Source organism: Rhizobium yanglingense, from assembly GCF_977109285.1.
Window position 1 is genome coordinate 1,912,528 of the sequence record NZ_CDSAWY010000005.1, and the last position, 16,280, is coordinate 1,928,807.

Genomic DNA, 16,280 nt, shown 5'->3' on the forward strand with positions numbered 1-16,280 from the left:
TGCAAGTCATTCGCAAAATGAAAAATCGGATGCATGTTGGGAAGGTGGCCCATTGCGTTTGCTGCTCCATTGCATACATGGATTGCGATGCCGAGAGCGAGAAGGATTTGAAATGGCCGGATTTTTGAGAAAACTGGTACCGAAGCGTTTCCGCAAGGAAGGGGTGATCATCCCGGTCGTCAGGCTTCAGGGCGCAATCATGAGCGGCGGCGGCCAGTTCCGCCCGATACTCAATCTCGCCAATGTCGCACCGGTGCTGGAAAAGGCCTTCTCTGACAAGGAAGCTCCCGCTGTCGCCATTGCGGTCAATTCGCCGGGCGGTTCGCCCGTTCAGTCGCGGCTCATCTTCACGCGCATCCGGGAGCTTGCCCGTGAGAAGCAGAAGAAAGTACTGGTCTTCGTCGAGGATGTGGCGGCCTCCGGCGGTTACATGATCGCGCTTGCCGGCGATGAAATCATTGCCGACCCGACCTCTATCGTCGGTTCGATCGGCGTCGTTTCCGGTGGCTTCGGCTTCCCCGAACTCCTCAAGAAGATCGGCGTCGAGCGCCGCGTCTATACCGGCCGGCGAAAATAAGGTCATCCTCGATCCCTTCCAGCCTGAAAAAGAGAAGGACATCGAATATCTGAAGACCCTTCAGCTCGAGATCCACGAGGTCTTCATCACCATGGTGCGCGAACGCCGCGCCGGCAAGCTGAAGGATGACGAAACCGTCTTTTCCGGCCTGTTCTGGAGCGGCACGCGTGGGCTCGAACTCGGCCTCGTCGACAGCCTCGGCGACATGCGCCAGGAACTGAAAAGGCGTTACGGCCCGAAGACCAGAGCTGCAGCTTGTCACCGCCGCCCGCAGCCTCTTCGGCCGGCGGATGCCCGGCGTGTCTCTGCCCGTCTCGATTGATGGCTTGCGCATCAGGTCTCGCGACGGGACTTGTCGAAGCGGCCGAAGAAAAGGCATTGTGGAGCCGCTACGGACTGTGAGAGGAGAAGAAAAAGGGAGATGGCGCAGCTTATAACAATCATAATCCTGGTCGGTGCTGCCTGGTGGCTCTACCGCCGCTTCATCTCCGATGCCAAGCGCCTGCAGGAAAAATCCCGCCGTGCCGAGAAGGAGCGTCAGACCGGCGCCGTCGGCACACTTGTCAAGGATCCGGTGACCGGCGAATACCGCGTGAAGCGGGAGGATGAATGATGGTGACCGCTGGAGAACGCTGAAGAACGCGAGCAGGCTCTCGAATGAATACGCGCTTTCCGGCTGCAAGTGCCGGCCGACTAGAAGTTCGGTCGCGACAAGGCGAGTTCTCGCAATAGTAGCGTCCTTAACCCGCTCGACAGCGAAGCAAATGACCGCTTTATCCGAAGCCGGAATTGCCCGGAGCCGGGGTGAGCGTCGTTTCTTATGGCTCGATATCGGGAAAGTCGTGTTCGCCTGCGCCGATATTAGGCAGATCGGTCATTGACCTGCTCCTCGAGCCGCATCAGACAGGGTGACCGTCGTGTTGACGTTCGCGGAACGCCTTCCAAAACATGGTCCGATCCTACGTTATGTATTGACCCTTGTCCTCTCCCATGGCACCTGTCCGACAAAATACGCAACCGGTGGCTTGTCTCCATGTCTGCATCGATTCCCGACCATATGAACCCGAAGCGCTCGTTCCAGGCGCTGATCCTGACGCTTCATAACTACTGGGCGGACAAGGGTTGTGCGGTTCTGCAGCCCTATGACATGGAGGTCGGCGCCGGCACGTTCCATCCGGCGACCACGCTGCGCGCGCTCGGCCCGAAGCCGTGGAAAGCTGCCTATGTCCAGCCGTCGCGCCGTCCGTCGGACGGCCGCTACGGTGAAAACCCAAACCGTCTGCAGCATTATTACCAGTATCAGGTCATCCTGAAACCGAACCCGCCGAACCTGCAGGAGCTTTACCTCGGCTCGCTGGCGGCGATCGGTCTCGATCCGCTGCTGCACGACATCCGGTTCGTCGAAGACGACTGGGAAAGCCCGACGCTCGGCGCCTGGGGGCTGGGCTGGGAGTGCTGGTGCGACGGCATGGAAGTCTCGCAGTTCACTTACTTCCAGCAGGTTTGCGGCATCGAATGCGCGCCGGTTGCCGGCGAACTGACCTATGGCCTCGAGCGTCTGGCGATGTATGTGCAGGGCGTCGACAACGTCTACGACCTGAACTTCAACGGCCGCGAAGGCGACGAAAAGATCAGCTACGGCGAAGTCTTCCTGCAGGCCGAACAGGAATATTCACGCCACAACTTCGAATTCGCCAATACCGAGATGCTGCATCGCCATTTCATCGATGCGGAGAAGGAGTGCCAGGCGCTTCTCGCCGCCGGTGCGCCGAGCGACAATGCCAACCAGCTGCTGCACAAGTGCGTATTTCCGGCCTATGACCAGTGCATCAAGGCAAGCCACGTCTTCAACCTCTTGGATGCACGCGGGGTGATCTCGGTCACCGAGCGTCAGAGCTATATCCTGCGGGTGCGCACGCTCTCCAAGGCTTGTGGTGAAGCCTTCCTTTTGACGGATGCCGGCGGCATCAATATCGCCAGGGCCGCCGCCTGAGAATGCCGATTAGCGGCGGTGGCTGGACCGTGCGACGACGCGCCGGGGCGCCGGCCGAGGGGTCTTTCGGAAGACGACAAGAGATGCGATCGCCGACAGGCTCAATAGGAAGATTGCTGCGCTCATTGTCTGATTATTTCCTCGTCATGAGTTGCGAGTGCACCGTAACCAGCCGGCACAATAAGAAAGATATAACCGGCGATCTGTGTGCGGTATCGTGATATTTCGCTAGTCGCTGATGTTAAGCCGCAGCCCCGAAATGCGGGATGACAATCCAGCGGAAGCCGCATAGTCTCCGTCCAGACTTTGCGTCGTTGCGGGGGATTCGCGATGTATATCGTTCTCGGTGTGATCGTTCTGATCGCGCTTTATCTTGTCTTTATCTATAACGGTCTTGTCCGCGCCCGGCAGATGGCCGAAGAGGCCTGGTCCGGCATCGACGTGCAGCTGAAGCGCCGCGCCGATCTGATCCCAAACCTCATCGAGACCGTCAAGGGCTACGCTACCCACGAAAAGAGTACGCTGGAAGAGGTCGTTGAGCTGCGCAACAAGGCGCAGGCGGTGCCTTCTGGCGATGTAGCGGGCAGGGCGCAAGCGGAAGGCCTTCTCGGCCAGGCGCTCGGCCGTGTTTTGGCGCTAGCCGAAGCCTATCCGGACCTGAAGGCGAACGAGAACTTCTCCGAGCTTCAGGCCTCGCTCGAGACGATGGAAAGCGAAATCCAGATGGCACGCCGGTATTACAACGGCGCTGCCCGTGATCTCAACGTCAAGGTTGAAAGCTTCCCCTCCAATCTGGTCGCCGGGCAGTTCGGCTTCCAGAAGCGGGAATATTTCGAGATCACCAACGAGGTCGACCGCGCCGTTCCGGCCGTCAAATTCTGATATGGGCGTTTGCCTTTGCGCAAAAGCTGCTATGAGCAGGGCCGGTCAAGGCCGCAGGGCGGCTAGCGCAATGGACGGAATAGACAAGCGTCATGAGCAAGGACAAGAAACTCACCATCATCCCGGCTAAGGCTCCGCTCGTGGGGCGCGCCGTGCCGCCGGGCTCGAAGTCGATCACCAACCGCGCACTGCTCCTGGCTGGCCTCGCCAAGGGTATCAGCCGCCTGACCGGCGCGCTGAAGAGCGACGATACGCGCTACATGGCGGATGCGCTGCGCGCCATGGGCGTCGTCATCGACGAACCGGACGATACGAGCTTCGTCGTCACCGGAAGCGGCAAGCTGCTGGCGCCGAAAGCGCCGCTCTTCCTCGGCAATGCCGGCACTGCAACACGCTTCCTGACGGCCGCTGCCGCACTCGTTGATGGCACCGTCGTCGTCGACGGTGATCAGCACATGCGCAAGCGCCCGATCGGCCCGCTCGTTGATGCGTTGCGGTCTCTCGGAATCGATGCGACGGCCGAAACCGGCTGCCCGCCTGTAACCGTGAAGGGGACAGGCTGCTTCGAGGCGAGCCGTATCGGGATCGATGGTGGTCTCTCCAGCCAGTATGTATCCGCGCTGCTGATGATGGCGGCCGGAGGCGACCGCCCGGTGGATATTGAACTCCTCGGCGAGGACATCGGTGCCCTCGGCTACATCGATCTCACGACCGCCGCGATGCGAGCCTTCGGCGCCAAGGTCGAGAAGACGAGCGCGGTCACCTGGCGCGTCGAGCCGACCGGGTACACGGCGGCCGATTTCGTCATCGAGCCGGATGCGTCGGCGGCAACTTATCTCTGGGCTGCCGAAGTCCTGACCGGCGGCTCCATCGATCTCGGCGTGCCGAACTGGCGCCTTCACGCAGCCGGATGCGCGCGCCTATCGAGATGATCGCCAAATTCCCGCGCCTGCCGGCTGAAATCGACGGCTCGCAGATGCAGGACGCGGTTCCGACGCTCGCAGTCCTTGCCGCCTTCAACGAAACGCCCGTCCATTTCGTCGGCATTGCCAATCTGCGCGTCAAGGAATGCGATCGCATCCGCGCGCTGTCGACCGGCCTGACGCAGATTCGCCGGATCTGGCACGCGAGGAAGGCGACGATCTCATCGTCCAGTCTGATCCGTCGCTTGCCGGAAGGCGTCTTCCTGCCGAGATCGTCACTTTCGCCGACCACCGCATCGCCATGAGCTTCGCGCTCGCCGGGCTGAAGATCAGACGGCATCACGATCCTCGATCCGGACTGCGTCGGCAAGACGTTCCCTGCCTATTGGCGGACGTTGGCAGGACTGGGCGTTAAATATGCGAACGAGGGCTGACGATTGTCTGAGGCGGCAGCGCGCCGCCGGCGGGGAGAGGTATGATGATCCGGCGGCTTTTCGGCCTTTGCTTCTTTCTGTTTCTGGCGCTTGCAGCACATGGGGCAAGTGCCACGGAGGTCATCAACTCCTTCGCATCGGATATAAAGCTCGAAAAGAGCGGCGCTATGACGGTGACGGAGACAATCACCGTCAATGCCGAGGGCAATCGGATCCGGCGCGGCATCTTCCGCGACTTTCCGCTGACTTTCGTCGATGAAAAAGGTCGCCGCCGCAGCGTCGACTTCGACGTTGTATCGGTCAAACGCGACGGCAATGACGAGCCGTGGAACACGGAAACCGTCTCCGGCGGCATCCGTATCTATGCTGGGTCGGAAGACGGTCATGCTTCCACCAGGCCGCCATCAATATGCCTTCACCTACACCACCAATCGCCAGATCCGCTATTTCGCCGATCACGACGAACTCTATTGGAATGTGACCGGTAACGGCTGGATCTTCCCGATCATGGCCGCGACCGCGACGGTGAACCTGCCAGATGGTGTCACCGCAACCGATACGAATGTCTTCACCGGTGCGCTTGGCGCAAAGGACAAGAATGCCCGGATTTCAGGCGGCAATGCCCGGCCGGTGTTCTCGACGACCATGCCGCTCGATGCCAACGAAGGTCTGACGATTGCCGTCAAGCTTCCGAAAGGCGCGATCGATCCACCGAGCGAATCCGATCAGAACATCTGGTGGCTGAAGGACAACCGCGACTATTTCATCGGTTTCGGCGGCCTCCTCCTTGTTTTCCTTTACTACACCCGCTCTTGGCTGAAGGTCGGACGCGACCCTTCCCGCGGCGTCCTTGTGCCGCGCTGGGATCCTCCCGAAGGCATCTCGCCGGCGCTCGTCAACTACATCGACAACAAGGGCATTTCAGGCGGGGGTTGGACGGCGCTTTCGGCAACGGCGCTGGACCTGGCGGTTCGCGGCTATGTCGTTCTTGAAGACCTCAGGCAATCGATCATCGTACGCCGCACGCAAAAGCCGGTGGGTAAGGAGAAGCTGGAAGCCGGCGAAACCAGCCTCCTGAGCGCCGTCGCCAACAAGGGCTCGCTGACGATCGACAAGGCAAACGGCGAACGCGTGAAGTCGGTCGGCCAAAGCTTCCGCTCGGCGATCGAGCAGGAACATCGCGGCAAATACTACAATTCCAACACCGGCTATACGACCGGCGGCATCGCGCTCAGCGCTGCCGCACTCGTCGCGCTCTTCGTTTTCGGCACGCTGGAACCCGATGCGATCGTCTTGATGATCATACCGATCGTCGTTTCTGTCTTCGGCGCCATCTTCGTGGCCGGCTTTGCACGGTCGTTCCGCCCTGGCCAGTCCTTGGCCGGCAAGATCGCCGCTGTGATCGCGATCGCCGTCATCGTTTTTGTCGGCTTCAGCATCGTTTCATCGCTGGCTCTGGCGCTTTTCTCCACGCTCTTGGAATTCCACGAGACGCCGATGCTCTTTGCCGTCGGCGGCATCGTGCTGCTCAACCTGCTCTATGTCTTCATCATGGGGGCGCCGACGCCGCTTGGTTCGAAGATCATGGATGGCATCGACGGCCTTCGTCAGTATCTGACGCTTGCCGAGAAGGACCGGATGAACATGGCCGGTGCGCCGGAAATGTCGCCTCAACATTTTGAGAGGCTGCTGCCCTATGCGGTTGCGCTGGGTGTCGAGAAGCCTTGGACGCGCACCTTCGAAACCTGGCTCGCGGCGGCCGCTGCCGGTGCGGCTGCGGCCTATGCCCCGTCCTGGTATTCCGGCAACTTCAGCAGCGGCACCTTCTCCGACCGCATCGGCGGCTTCTCGTCGTCGATGGCGTCCACGATCGCCTCGACTATTCCCTCGCCTGCGCCCTCCAGTTCCACTTCCGGTTTTTCCGGTGGCGGCGGTTCTTCGGGCGGTGGCGGGGGAGGCGGCGGCGGTGGCGGCTGGTGAGCTTTCCCGCTTGACCTTTGGCTTCCCGCCCCTTAACCGCCAGACAGAAAACGGAAAGGATCAGGCATGAAGGTTCTGTTGATCGGCTCGGGCGGACGCGAGCATGCGCTTGCCTGGAAGCTGGCACAATCGCCGCTGATGACGGAATTCTATGCCGCGCCGGGCAACCCGGGCATTGCAGAACATGCGAGGCTCGTTTCCCTGAAGGTAGAAGATCACGAGGCAGTCGCCGCCTTCTGCGCGCAAAAGGCGATCGACTTTGTCGTCGTCGGCCCCGAGGCGCCGCTGGTTGCCGGCCTTGCCGACCGCCTGCGAGCCGATGGGCTGAAGGTCTTCGGTCCTTCCGCTGCAGCAGCCCAGCTCGAAGGTTCCAAGGGGTTTACCAAGGATATCTGCGCCCGCTACAACATCCCGACCGGTGCCTACCGGCGCTTCAACAACGCCCCGAAGGCAAAGGCCTATATCCGCGAACAAGGCGCCCCGATCGTCGTCAAGGCGGATGGTCTTGCCGCGGGCAAGGGTGTGACGGTAGCGATGACCGTCGAGGAGGCGCTTGCCGCAGTTGACGATTGCTTCGAGGGTGCGTTTGGCGCAGCCGGCGCCGAGGTCGTCATCGAGGCTTATCTCGACGGGGAAGAGGCGAGCTTCTTCTGCCTCTGCGACGGCAGCAACGCCCTGCCGCTGGCGACCGCACAGGATCACAAGCGTGTGGGCGAGGGTGATACCGGCGTCAACACCGGCGGCATGGGCGCCTATTCGCCGGCTCCGGTGATGACGGCGGAGATGATCGAGCGGACGATGAAGGAAATCATCGAGCCGACGATCCGCGGCATGGCCGAAAGCGGCTATCCCTTCTCCGGTGTTTTCTTCGCCGGGCTGATGATTACGGCAAAGGGCCCGGAACTCATCGAATACAATGTCCGCTTCGGCGATCCCGAGTGCCAGGTACTGATGATGCGCTTGAAGAGCGATCTGCTGCCGTTGCTGCTGGCAGCGGCCGAAGGCACGCTCGGCAAGGTCACAGCCGAGTGGAGCGACGATCCGGCGCTGACCGTCGTGATGGCCTCTAAGGGGTATCCGGGCTCCTACGAGAAGAACACGCCGATCCTCTCGCTGCCGGAGGCAGGCGACGGCGAGAAAGTGTTCCATGCCGGCACGTCTTTGAAGGGCGGCGAGCTTGTCGCGACCGGCGGCCGTGTGCTGAACGTGACCGCCACCGGCCGAACAGTCGGCGAGGCGCAGAGGCGCGCCTATGCGCTGCTCGACAAGGTGGTATGGGAAAACGGTTTCTGCCGCCGCGATATCGGCTGGCGGGCGATCGAGCGCGCAAAAAGCTTAACTCTGGCCCGAAATCGGGTCAGTTCCCTAAATTTTTACCCTTTCCCCTGACGGGATGGAAATAAAGGCGCGCTATTTTGTTCCCATAGTAAGTCGGAGCAGTTTCCATGCGTCAATTCATTCTCGGTGCGGCAATTCTTCTGGCAGCCGGCTCGGCGATGGCATCCTCGATCGAGGTGATCGGCAAGACGCCGCGCACCGGCGGTGAAAGCATCGTGACCGAGAGGTGCACGACCTGCCCGCCGCTGCAATCGACCGAACGCAAGAAGGATTACACGGTGCCGGCGTTGCCGCCCGGCGCCATCCAGGCCAGCGCGCTCCGCGATGTGGCCGGAGAGCAGAAGCTCTACCGTACCGAAGGCTGGATGGGCGGCTCGCCCGTCGTTTTCGTGACCAAGGCAACCCCCGAAGTCCTGGCCGCCTTCAAGGTGACGGTCCCCGTCGAAGGCATCGACCCGACGGCAACGACCTCTGTGATCGGCGGCGATGCGAAGCCTGTCGTTGCGGGTATGTCGGCTCCTGCGGAACAAACGGCGCCGCTCGACGTTTCCGACTTTAAGCTAAGGATGTGATTTTTTAGTTCCCTGCCCCTGACCCGGCCAAGGTTTTGGTCGTACGGGGTCCGCCGTATGGCGGATTGAATGCGCTCCTGAAGAGAAGCAGGAGCGCATTCTTTATTTCAATTCATTTCAAAGTACTCATACAACCTGCGTAATCATACAAGAAAACATGATTCAGTTTTGGTGCTGCTGATCTTGGCAACGCCAGACTCGTTAAGTGAACATTCAGTCATTCACAATAATTTTACTTACCGAAGGCCGCAGTAGCATGATTGCGCTTGCTGAACGTGCGTAGTGAAACGCGCGAGGTATGACTGACTATTATGCGAGTAAGCCGGGCGAGCCTAAGGATGCGACTTTTCGCAAGACCGCTTATGCGCTCGACTTCGCGCCTTGGAAGATCGTCGTGGTGACCGGCGTCTATATGGATGATCTCGACGCGCAGGTCCACTTTCAGATGTCCACACAGCCCTGAAGGCCGTCGCCGACGAGGATCTGTCGGTCACCATCCCGCATGCCGATATGGGCAACGAAGTGGGTATGATGGCCAAGGCCACGAAGTCGCTTCAGGAGAAAATCCGCGAAAGGCAGGCGCTGTCCCAGCGCCAGGTCGAGCAGGAAATGGCACTGAGCGCCGAGCGTGAAAACAATCTTCGCCAGCAGCAGGAAGACGCCCGGATGCAGGCCAACGTCGTCACAACGATCGGCCAGGCGCTGGAAGACCTCGCCCGCGGTGACCTGACCGTGCGCTGCGGCGATCTCAGCCAGAAATACGCCGCCCTTCGAGACAACTTCAACGATGCGCTGTCGCATCTCGAGGCCGCCATGGCCAAAGTCAGCGCCAAGGGAAGCGACATCGGCACCAGCAAGGAAGAGATCCGCCGCGCCTCGAATGAACTGTCGCAGCGCACCGAGCGCCAGGCCGCCAGCCTGGAGGAAACCTCGGCTGCTCTCGACGAGTTGACCGTCGCCGTCCGCCAGACTGCGGAAGGTGCGCACGAGGCCGCCAAGCGCGTGCATGCCGTCAGCACCGAAGCGAACCGCAGCGATGCCGTCGTCACCGAAGCGATCGAGGCGATGAGCGGTATCGAAAAGTCGTCCGACGAGATCGGCAAGATCATCGGTGTCATCGACGAGATCGCCTTCCAGACCAACCTTTTGGCGCTGAATGCTGGTGTCGAGGCGGCACGCGCCGGCGAATCGGGCAAGGGTTTTGCCGTCGTCGCCCAGGAGGTGCGCGAACTCGCCCAGCGCTCCGCCGCTGCCGCCAAGGAGATCAAGGATCAGATCGCCCGTTCCTCCACCCAGGTCGATCACGGCGTCCGTCTTGTCGGCGAGGCCGGCGAAGCGCTGAAGCGCATATCGGATCAGATCAGGGCTGCGAACGAGATCGTCGGCAAGATCGCCCACAGCGCTTCTGAGCAAGACACGACGCCGCGCTCGATCTCGTCCTCGATGAACCAGCTCGATTCGGCAACGCAGCAGAATGCCGCGATGGCCGAGGAGACGACGGCATCGGCAGAAACGCTGGCGGCTGATACCGACGAACTGCTCGGTCTCATCCACGGCTTCCGCGTCGGCGGCGTGGGTCAGGCGGCAACCGTCCCGCCGCGCGGCATAGGCTTAAACGCCGCCACCTTCATCACGCGATACAAGCGGCCGCCGGCGAAATCCGGCGGCTTTGTCTGCGCAGTTGCCGCAGCAGCGTGTCGATAGACTGGCACATATTGTACCAATCCGGATGTCATCATGCCGGACAGCGATCGATTGCAGGTGATGGAGGCGCTGGCAGAGCACAAGGACATGCCTTTTGATCAGACGGGCGTCGCGAGGCTTTCCACCAGCCGGTCGATCTCCCGGTCCGAGAAGACCTGGATTCCGGCGCGCTTCAGCAGGGCAGCTGTAACACCATTGCCGTCCCGCCGCGCTCCGCTGAAAGACCCATCATAAATGAAATCGGAACCGCACGAGGGGCTGCCATCGATGAGGAGCGCATGGGTGCAGCCCGTCTCCTGAGCCAGCCTGAGCGCATTCTGCGCGGCTTCTCGGAATGCAGCCGTCACATCGCCTCCGGTGATCTCGAACACCCGTGCTGCTCCCGACAGCACGTCCTTGCCGCTCGCGCCGCCCTCGATTTCCGCCGGCGGGCGCGGCACCGGCATGCCTGCCGACATCTCCGGACAGATCGTCACCAGCCTGCCCTCCGCCCGCCACCGCTCGAGCGCCGGATGTGCCAGCGGCTTCGCCCGGCCGTCATAACGCACGGCATGGCCCATGAGACAGGCGCTGACGAGGATTTTGGTGGTCATGATTGTCTGATAGCGCGAGCGCTGGTGAATGACCAGTGGGATGGGCTTCTCCTCCACCTCATCCTTGTGCCTGTCGCAGGGATCCAGCAGCGCCATGTCCATCGCGCGGGAAACCTCATTCAAAGGCCAACAGAACCATTCACGGCGCAACGCGCCGTGAATGGGTTCCTGTCACAAGCACAAGAATGAGGTGCCGAGGTTGCCGCCAGGGCCGCGGCCCGAAACCGTTACCCTGCGATCTTCGAGAAGTCCGCAACCGTCCCCGTCGCCTCGCGGATCAGCCGCAGAAGGGCGAGGCGGTTGGCGCGGATCGCCGCGTCCTCGTCATTGACGAGCACGTCGTCGAAGAAGCGGTCGACCGGGGCGCGGAGCTTCGAAAGCGCCTCCATCGCCGAGCGGAAGTCTTCCCTGGCGATTGCGGCGGAAGCCTCGGCCGAGGCTTTGGCGATGGCGGCAAAGAGCTCCGTTTCGGCATCCAGCCGGAACAGCTTTTCCGAAACGCCGTCGGCGATGACGGTGCCCTTCTTCTCCTCGGCGGCCAGAATCTGCGTGGCGCGCTTGGTGCCGACCAGGAGGTTCTTGCCATCTTCCGAGGTAATGAAAGCCGTCAGCGCCTCGACGCGGCGGGCGATCATGAGAAGGTCGTCTGCCTCGGATGTGACGACGGCATCGATCAGATCGTAGCGAGCGCCCTGGTCGCGCAGATAGACCTTGAGGCGGTCGTGGAAGAAGGAGAGGAGGTTGATTGCCAGCTCATATTCTTCTTCGATTGTCTTTGGATGGCCGTCAGCAAGATAATTCTTGCAATATTTGATAGCATCGCGCTGTTCTTGTACGAGCCTCTCGTGGTCGAGTCTTTCGTTATCCTGTTGGATTTTAAGCTCGAAGAGTCTTATCGAAGCTTCATGGCTCGCGATGGCCACGGCCCATTCGCTACGAAATGCAGAGCGAAACAGCGGGATGAGGGATGCTCTGATTCCCCGTTCCAACAGCAGCCGTATCGATCCTAGCGCTGCCCTTCTTAACGCGAACGGATCCTTTGAACCGGTTGGTTTTTCGTTTATTCGCCAAAACCATACAAGTGTGTCGATCTTGTCAGCAAGCGCTATGGTTATGGCAACATGGTCGGTAGGCACTCGGTCGGTAGGACCCTGAGGCTTATAATGGTCCTCCAGTGCCGCCGCCACTGTTTCATCTTCACCTTGCAGCAGCGCATATTTCTTCCCCATTGCACCCTGCAGTTCGGGGAATTCGCCCACGACCTCAGTTCGCAGGTCCGCCTTTGCCAACGCTGCGGCCCGGCTGACCTTTAGGGGATCTGCATTGACGATTTTACCGATTTCGCCGGCAAGGGTGCGAATGCGTGTTACCCGCTCGCCCTGCGTTCCGATTTTCGCGTGGAATGTCACATGCAGCGCATCGAGCTTCGCCATCCGCTGATCGAGCGGCTTGCTCAGATCAAGCCCGAATTTCTTCGCCGAAGCCTCCAGCGTTTCGAGGTCCGGCAAGTTCCCCTGGTCGCGCTTCCAGAAATGTAGCGCGTCGGAAAGGCGGGCGCGGACGACTTTGCCATTGCCGTGGATGATTTCCTTGCCGCCGTCGGTCGCCTCAATATTGGAGACGAGGATGAACTTGTTCGAAAGCGTCTCTTCGCCCTGTTTGCGCGTTACGAAACACTTCTGGTTCGTCTTGATCGTCAGCCGGATGATTTCGGAGGGGATCGAGAGGTAATCCTCCTCGAAGCTGCCCATCAGCACCTGCGGCCATTCGACGAGACCGGAGACTTCCTCCAGCAGACCGTCGTCCTCGACCAGTTCCAGTCCGCCGGCAAAGGCGATGTCGCGGGCATCATGCAGGATGATGTTCTTGCGCCGCTCGGCATCGAGGATGACCTTCGCTTTTTCGAGGCTCGCGGCATAGTCGTCGAAACGCTTGACGGTGATGGCGCCTGGGGCATGGAAGCGGTGGCCGTAGGTCACATTGGAGGCGACGATGCCGTCGATCTCGAAGGGGATGACGGAGGTTTCCTCATGCTCGGTGCCGAAAGTGCAGACGATCGATTGCAGCGGGCGCACCCAGCGCAGCGAGCCAGGTTTGGAGGACGCCTTGCCCCAGCGCATGGATTTCGGCCAGGGGAAATCGCGGATGATGCCGGGCATAACGTCGCTGATGATCTCTTCCGCAGCGCGGCCGGGCCTTGAAATCACGGCAATGTAGAAATCGCCCTTTTTCGGGTCGCTGCTCACCTGCGCCTCGGAAATCGAGGAAAGGCCGGCGCCGCGTAAAAAGCCTTCGATCGCCTTTTCGTTGGCATCGGTGCGCGGGCCCTTGCGCTCTTCGCGCACATCGGCGGAGCGGGCGGTCAGTCCGCGGATATCAAGCGTCAGGCGTCGCGGCGTCCAGTATTCGCGCGCGCCCTCATAGGAAAGTCCTGCCTCCACCAGCGCATCGGTGACGAGCTTCTTCAGGTCGCCGGCAGCCTTGCGCTGCATGCGGGCCGGAATTTCCTCGGAGCGAAGTTCTAGAAGCAGATCGGGCATGTCACTTTTCCTTGCCTCCTTTAGGGGGGCGGTCCAAAACGGTCGCCTCTGCTACCAAAGAATGCCGCATCTGCACAACCGCAAAAACGGGAAATCCAGGCGCGCGAGGCAAGCAAGGAGGCAATCGCCCTTCTGCGTCGCGCCGCCCCCGCATCCGCCCTGCCGGGCACCCTCTCCCTGGGGAGAAGGAGATAAGGCGGCTGCGCTTTGTCGTCCCTTCTCCCCAGCGGGGAAAAGGTGGTCCGAAGGGTCGGATGGCTGCAAGCGCAAACCTGTATGAAGGCGTCAGTCTGTTGTGGAAAGGTCTGCCGGGCATTGCCTTGCCGCTTTTCGCCGCTATGGTCCCGCTACCTTCGTTAGTCAGGAAATCCCATGGCCGCAGACCTCCGCTCGCTTGCCGCAGTCATCGCCTCCGAAATCAATGCCCGGCCGGACCAGGCCAAAGCCGCGATCGAGCTGCTTGACGAGGGCGCGACCGTTCCCTTCATCGCACGCTACCGCAAGGAGGTGACGGGCGGCCTGGACGATACGCAACTGCGCAATCTGGCAGAACGCCTCGTCTATCTGCGCGAACTGGAAGCCCGCCGCGACACGATCGTCGAATCGATCGCCGGCCAGGGCAAGATGACCGACGAATTGATGGGCAAGATCGTCGGCGCCGCCACCAAGGCGGAGCTCGAGGATCTCTACCTGCCCTATAAACCGAAGCGCCGTACCCGTGCTGAGATCGCCCGCGAGCGCGGCCTCGGACCGCTGGCCGACGCGATCCTCGCCGATCGCTCGAAGGGACCGGCGGTGCTGGCGGAGGACTATATCACTGCCGATGTGCCGGATGCGAAGACGGCGCTCGAAGGCGCACGCGATATCATCGCCGAAGGCATTGCGGAAAATGCCGATTTGCTCGGCAAGCTCCGTGCCCATATGCGCAGCGCCGCGTTTGTGAAGGCCAAGGTCGTGGACGGCAAGCAGACGGCCGGCGAGAAGTTCTCCGACTATTTTGACCATTCGGAGCGCTGGGCGACCGTGCCCGGCCATCGCGCACTCGCCATGCTGCGCGGCTGGAACGAGGAAGTGCTGACGCTGACGATCGAGGCCGACGCCGAGACCGCCTCTCCCAACAAACCTGTCGAGCGCATGATTGCGGCTGCCTATGAGATCGGCGCGAGCCGCCCCGGCGACCGCTGGCTGATGGATGTCGCAAGCTGGACCTGGCGCGTCAAACTTTCCATGTCGCTGTCTCTCGACCTGATGCGCGAACTGCGCGAACGCGCCGAAGAGGAGGCCATCCACGTCTTTGCGCGAAACTTGAAGGATCTGTTGCTGGCGGCGCCTGCCGGATCGCGCGCCACGATGGGCCTCGATCCGGGCATCCGCACAGGCGTCAAGGTCGCAGTGGTCGACGGCACCGGCAAGGTCGTTGCGACCTCCACGGTCTATCCCTTCCAGCCGCGCAACGACGTGCGTGGCGCTCAGGCAGAGCTCACCGCGCTGATCCTTAAGCACAATGTCGAACTGATCTCTATCGGCAACGGCACTGGAAGCCGCGAAACCGAAAAGCTGGTGGCCGACATGCTGGCCGATCTTCAGGGCGCAAAGCCCACCAAGGTCATCGTTTCGGAAGCCGGCGCGTCGGTCTATTCCGCCTCCGCGACCGCCGCAGCTGAATTTCCGGATCTCGACGTGTCGCTGCGTGGCGCGGTTTCCATCGCCCGCCGCCTGCAGGATCCGCTGGCCGAACTTGTCAAGATCGAGCCGAAATCGATCGGCGTCGGCCAGTATCAGCATGACGTCGACCAACAGAAGCTGTCGCGCTCGCTGGACGCTGTCGTCGAAGACGCGGTGAATGCCGTCGGCGTCGATCTCAACACGGCTTCAGCGCCGCTGCTCTCACGCGTTTCCGGCCTCGGCCCGTCGATTGCCGAAGCCATCGTCGTCCATCGCGACCAGAACGGTCCCTTCCAAAGCCGCCGCGACCTGCTCAAGGTCGCGCGTCTCGGCAACCGCACCTTCGAGCAGGCGGCAGGCTTCCTGCGCATCCCGAACGGCAAGGAGCCCCTCGACGCGTCATCGGTGCATCCGGAAGCCTATGGCGTGGCAAAGAAGATCGTTGCCGCCTGCGGCCGCGACCTGCGGTCGCTGATGGGCGACAGCGCGGCGCTGAAATCGATTGATCCGCGGCAGTTCATCGACGAGAAGTTCGGTCTGCCGACCGTCAAGGATATCCTCGCCGAACTGGAAAAGCCCGGCCGCGATCCGCGCCCGAGCTTCAAGACGGCAACCTTCGCAGAAGGCGTCAACGAAATCTCCGACCTCAAGCCCGGCATGATGCTGGAAGGCACGGTGACCAACGTTGCGGCCTTTGGCGCCTTCGTCGATATCGGCGTGCATCAGGACGGCCTTGTGCATGTCTCGCAGCTTGCCGACCGCTTCGTCAAAGATCCTCACGAAGTTGTGAAGGCCGGCGATGTCGTCAAGGTGCGGGTCGTCGAAGTCGATGCAAAACGCAAGCGCATCGGTCTTTCGATGCGCAAAGACGATGGCTCCTCGGCTTCAGCGCCACGCGGCGAGCCCCGTGGAAATCAGGGCGCACGGCCGCAAAACGATAGGCGTCCGGCTGTCCCGAAACAGGAAACCCAAGGCGCCTTCGGCGCTGCCCTTGCCGAGGCCATGAAGCGAAAATAATAGCTTAACGGCAGGCATTGCAAAAATGTCACAGTTCGGCAGCCTTGTTGCGGAACTGCCAA

9 protein-coding genes and 4 pseudogenes are annotated in these 16,280 nt (G+C 61.4%); 11 read left to right on the forward strand and 2 right to left on the reverse strand.

Translation table 11 applies throughout. From position 1 onward, the window contains the following. The first annotated feature begins 112 nt into the window (after positions 1-112). The 10 genes and pseudogenes from ACW4PC_RS19250 to ACW4PC_RS19295 form a co-directional block, all read left to right on the forward strand. Positions 113-979 (forward strand): annotated as a pseudogene (locus tag ACW4PC_RS19250) (S49 family peptidase). Between the two features lie 19 nt (positions 980-998). Beyond that, complete coding sequence (locus tag ACW4PC_RS19255) at positions 999-1,190, forward strand: membrane protein (protein WP_039844147.1); 192 nt, start codon at positions 999-1,001, stop codon at positions 1,188-1,190. Between the two features lie 420 nt (positions 1,191-1,610). Next, a complete protein-coding gene (locus tag ACW4PC_RS19260; RefSeq protein WP_455874828.1) occupies positions 1,611-2,570 on the forward strand; it encodes a glycine--tRNA ligase subunit alpha in 960 nt (319 codons plus the stop codon). A gap of 330 nt (positions 2,571-2,900) precedes the next feature. Further along, entirely contained in the window at positions 2,901-3,452 is a 552-nt protein-coding gene (locus ACW4PC_RS19265; protein WP_455874829.1) for a LemA family protein, read from the forward strand. 92 nt (positions 3,453-3,544) lie between these two features. Further along, positions 3,545-4,809 (forward strand): annotated as a pseudogene (gene aroA, locus ACW4PC_RS19270) (3-phosphoshikimate 1-carboxyvinyltransferase). A 167-nt stretch (positions 4,810-4,976) separates the two neighbouring features. Next, positions 4,977-5,436, forward strand: a pseudogene (locus ACW4PC_RS19275) (DUF2207 domain-containing protein); the annotation flags it as partial. Positions 5,437-5,454: 18 nt separating this feature from the next. Beyond that, complete coding sequence (locus ACW4PC_RS19280) at positions 5,455-6,789, forward strand: DUF2207 domain-containing protein (RefSeq protein WP_455875066.1); 1,335 nt, start codon at positions 5,455-5,457, stop codon at positions 6,787-6,789. A gap of 66 nt (positions 6,790-6,855) precedes the next feature. Further along, positions 6,856-8,178, forward strand: coding sequence for a phosphoribosylamine--glycine ligase (purD, locus tag ACW4PC_RS19285; protein ID WP_455874830.1), 1,323 nt, complete (start codon positions 6,856-6,858; stop codon positions 8,176-8,178). 56 nt (positions 8,179-8,234) lie between these two features. Beyond that, positions 8,235-8,699, forward strand: a complete 465-nt coding sequence (locus tag ACW4PC_RS19290; RefSeq protein ID WP_455874831.1) for a plant virulence effector HPE1-like domain-containing protein — start codon at positions 8,235-8,237, stop codon at positions 8,697-8,699. Between the two features lie 295 nt (positions 8,700-8,994). Continuing rightward, positions 8,995-10,283: pseudogene (locus ACW4PC_RS19295) on the forward strand (methyl-accepting chemotaxis protein); the annotation flags it as partial. A gap of 218 nt (positions 10,284-10,501) precedes the next feature. Here the strand turns inward: ACW4PC_RS19295 and ACW4PC_RS19300 are convergent. Then, on the reverse strand, positions 10,502-10,996 hold the full coding sequence (locus ACW4PC_RS19300) for a DUF523 domain-containing protein (RefSeq protein ID WP_455875067.1): 495 nt from the start codon (positions 10,994-10,996) through the stop codon (positions 10,502-10,504). 227 nt (positions 10,997-11,223) lie between these two features. Then, positions 11,224-13,536: a glycine--tRNA ligase subunit beta gene (glyS, locus tag ACW4PC_RS19305; protein WP_455874832.1), complete on the reverse strand. Its 2,313-nt coding sequence runs from the start codon at positions 13,534-13,536 to the stop codon at positions 11,224-11,226. Between the two features lie 372 nt (positions 13,537-13,908). Between glyS and ACW4PC_RS19310 the strand changes: the two genes are divergently transcribed. Continuing rightward, positions 13,909-16,218, forward strand: coding sequence for a Tex family protein (locus tag ACW4PC_RS19310; RefSeq protein ID WP_455874833.1), 2,310 nt, complete (start codon positions 13,909-13,911; stop codon positions 16,216-16,218). The last annotated feature ends 62 nt before the right edge of the window (positions 16,219-16,280 follow it).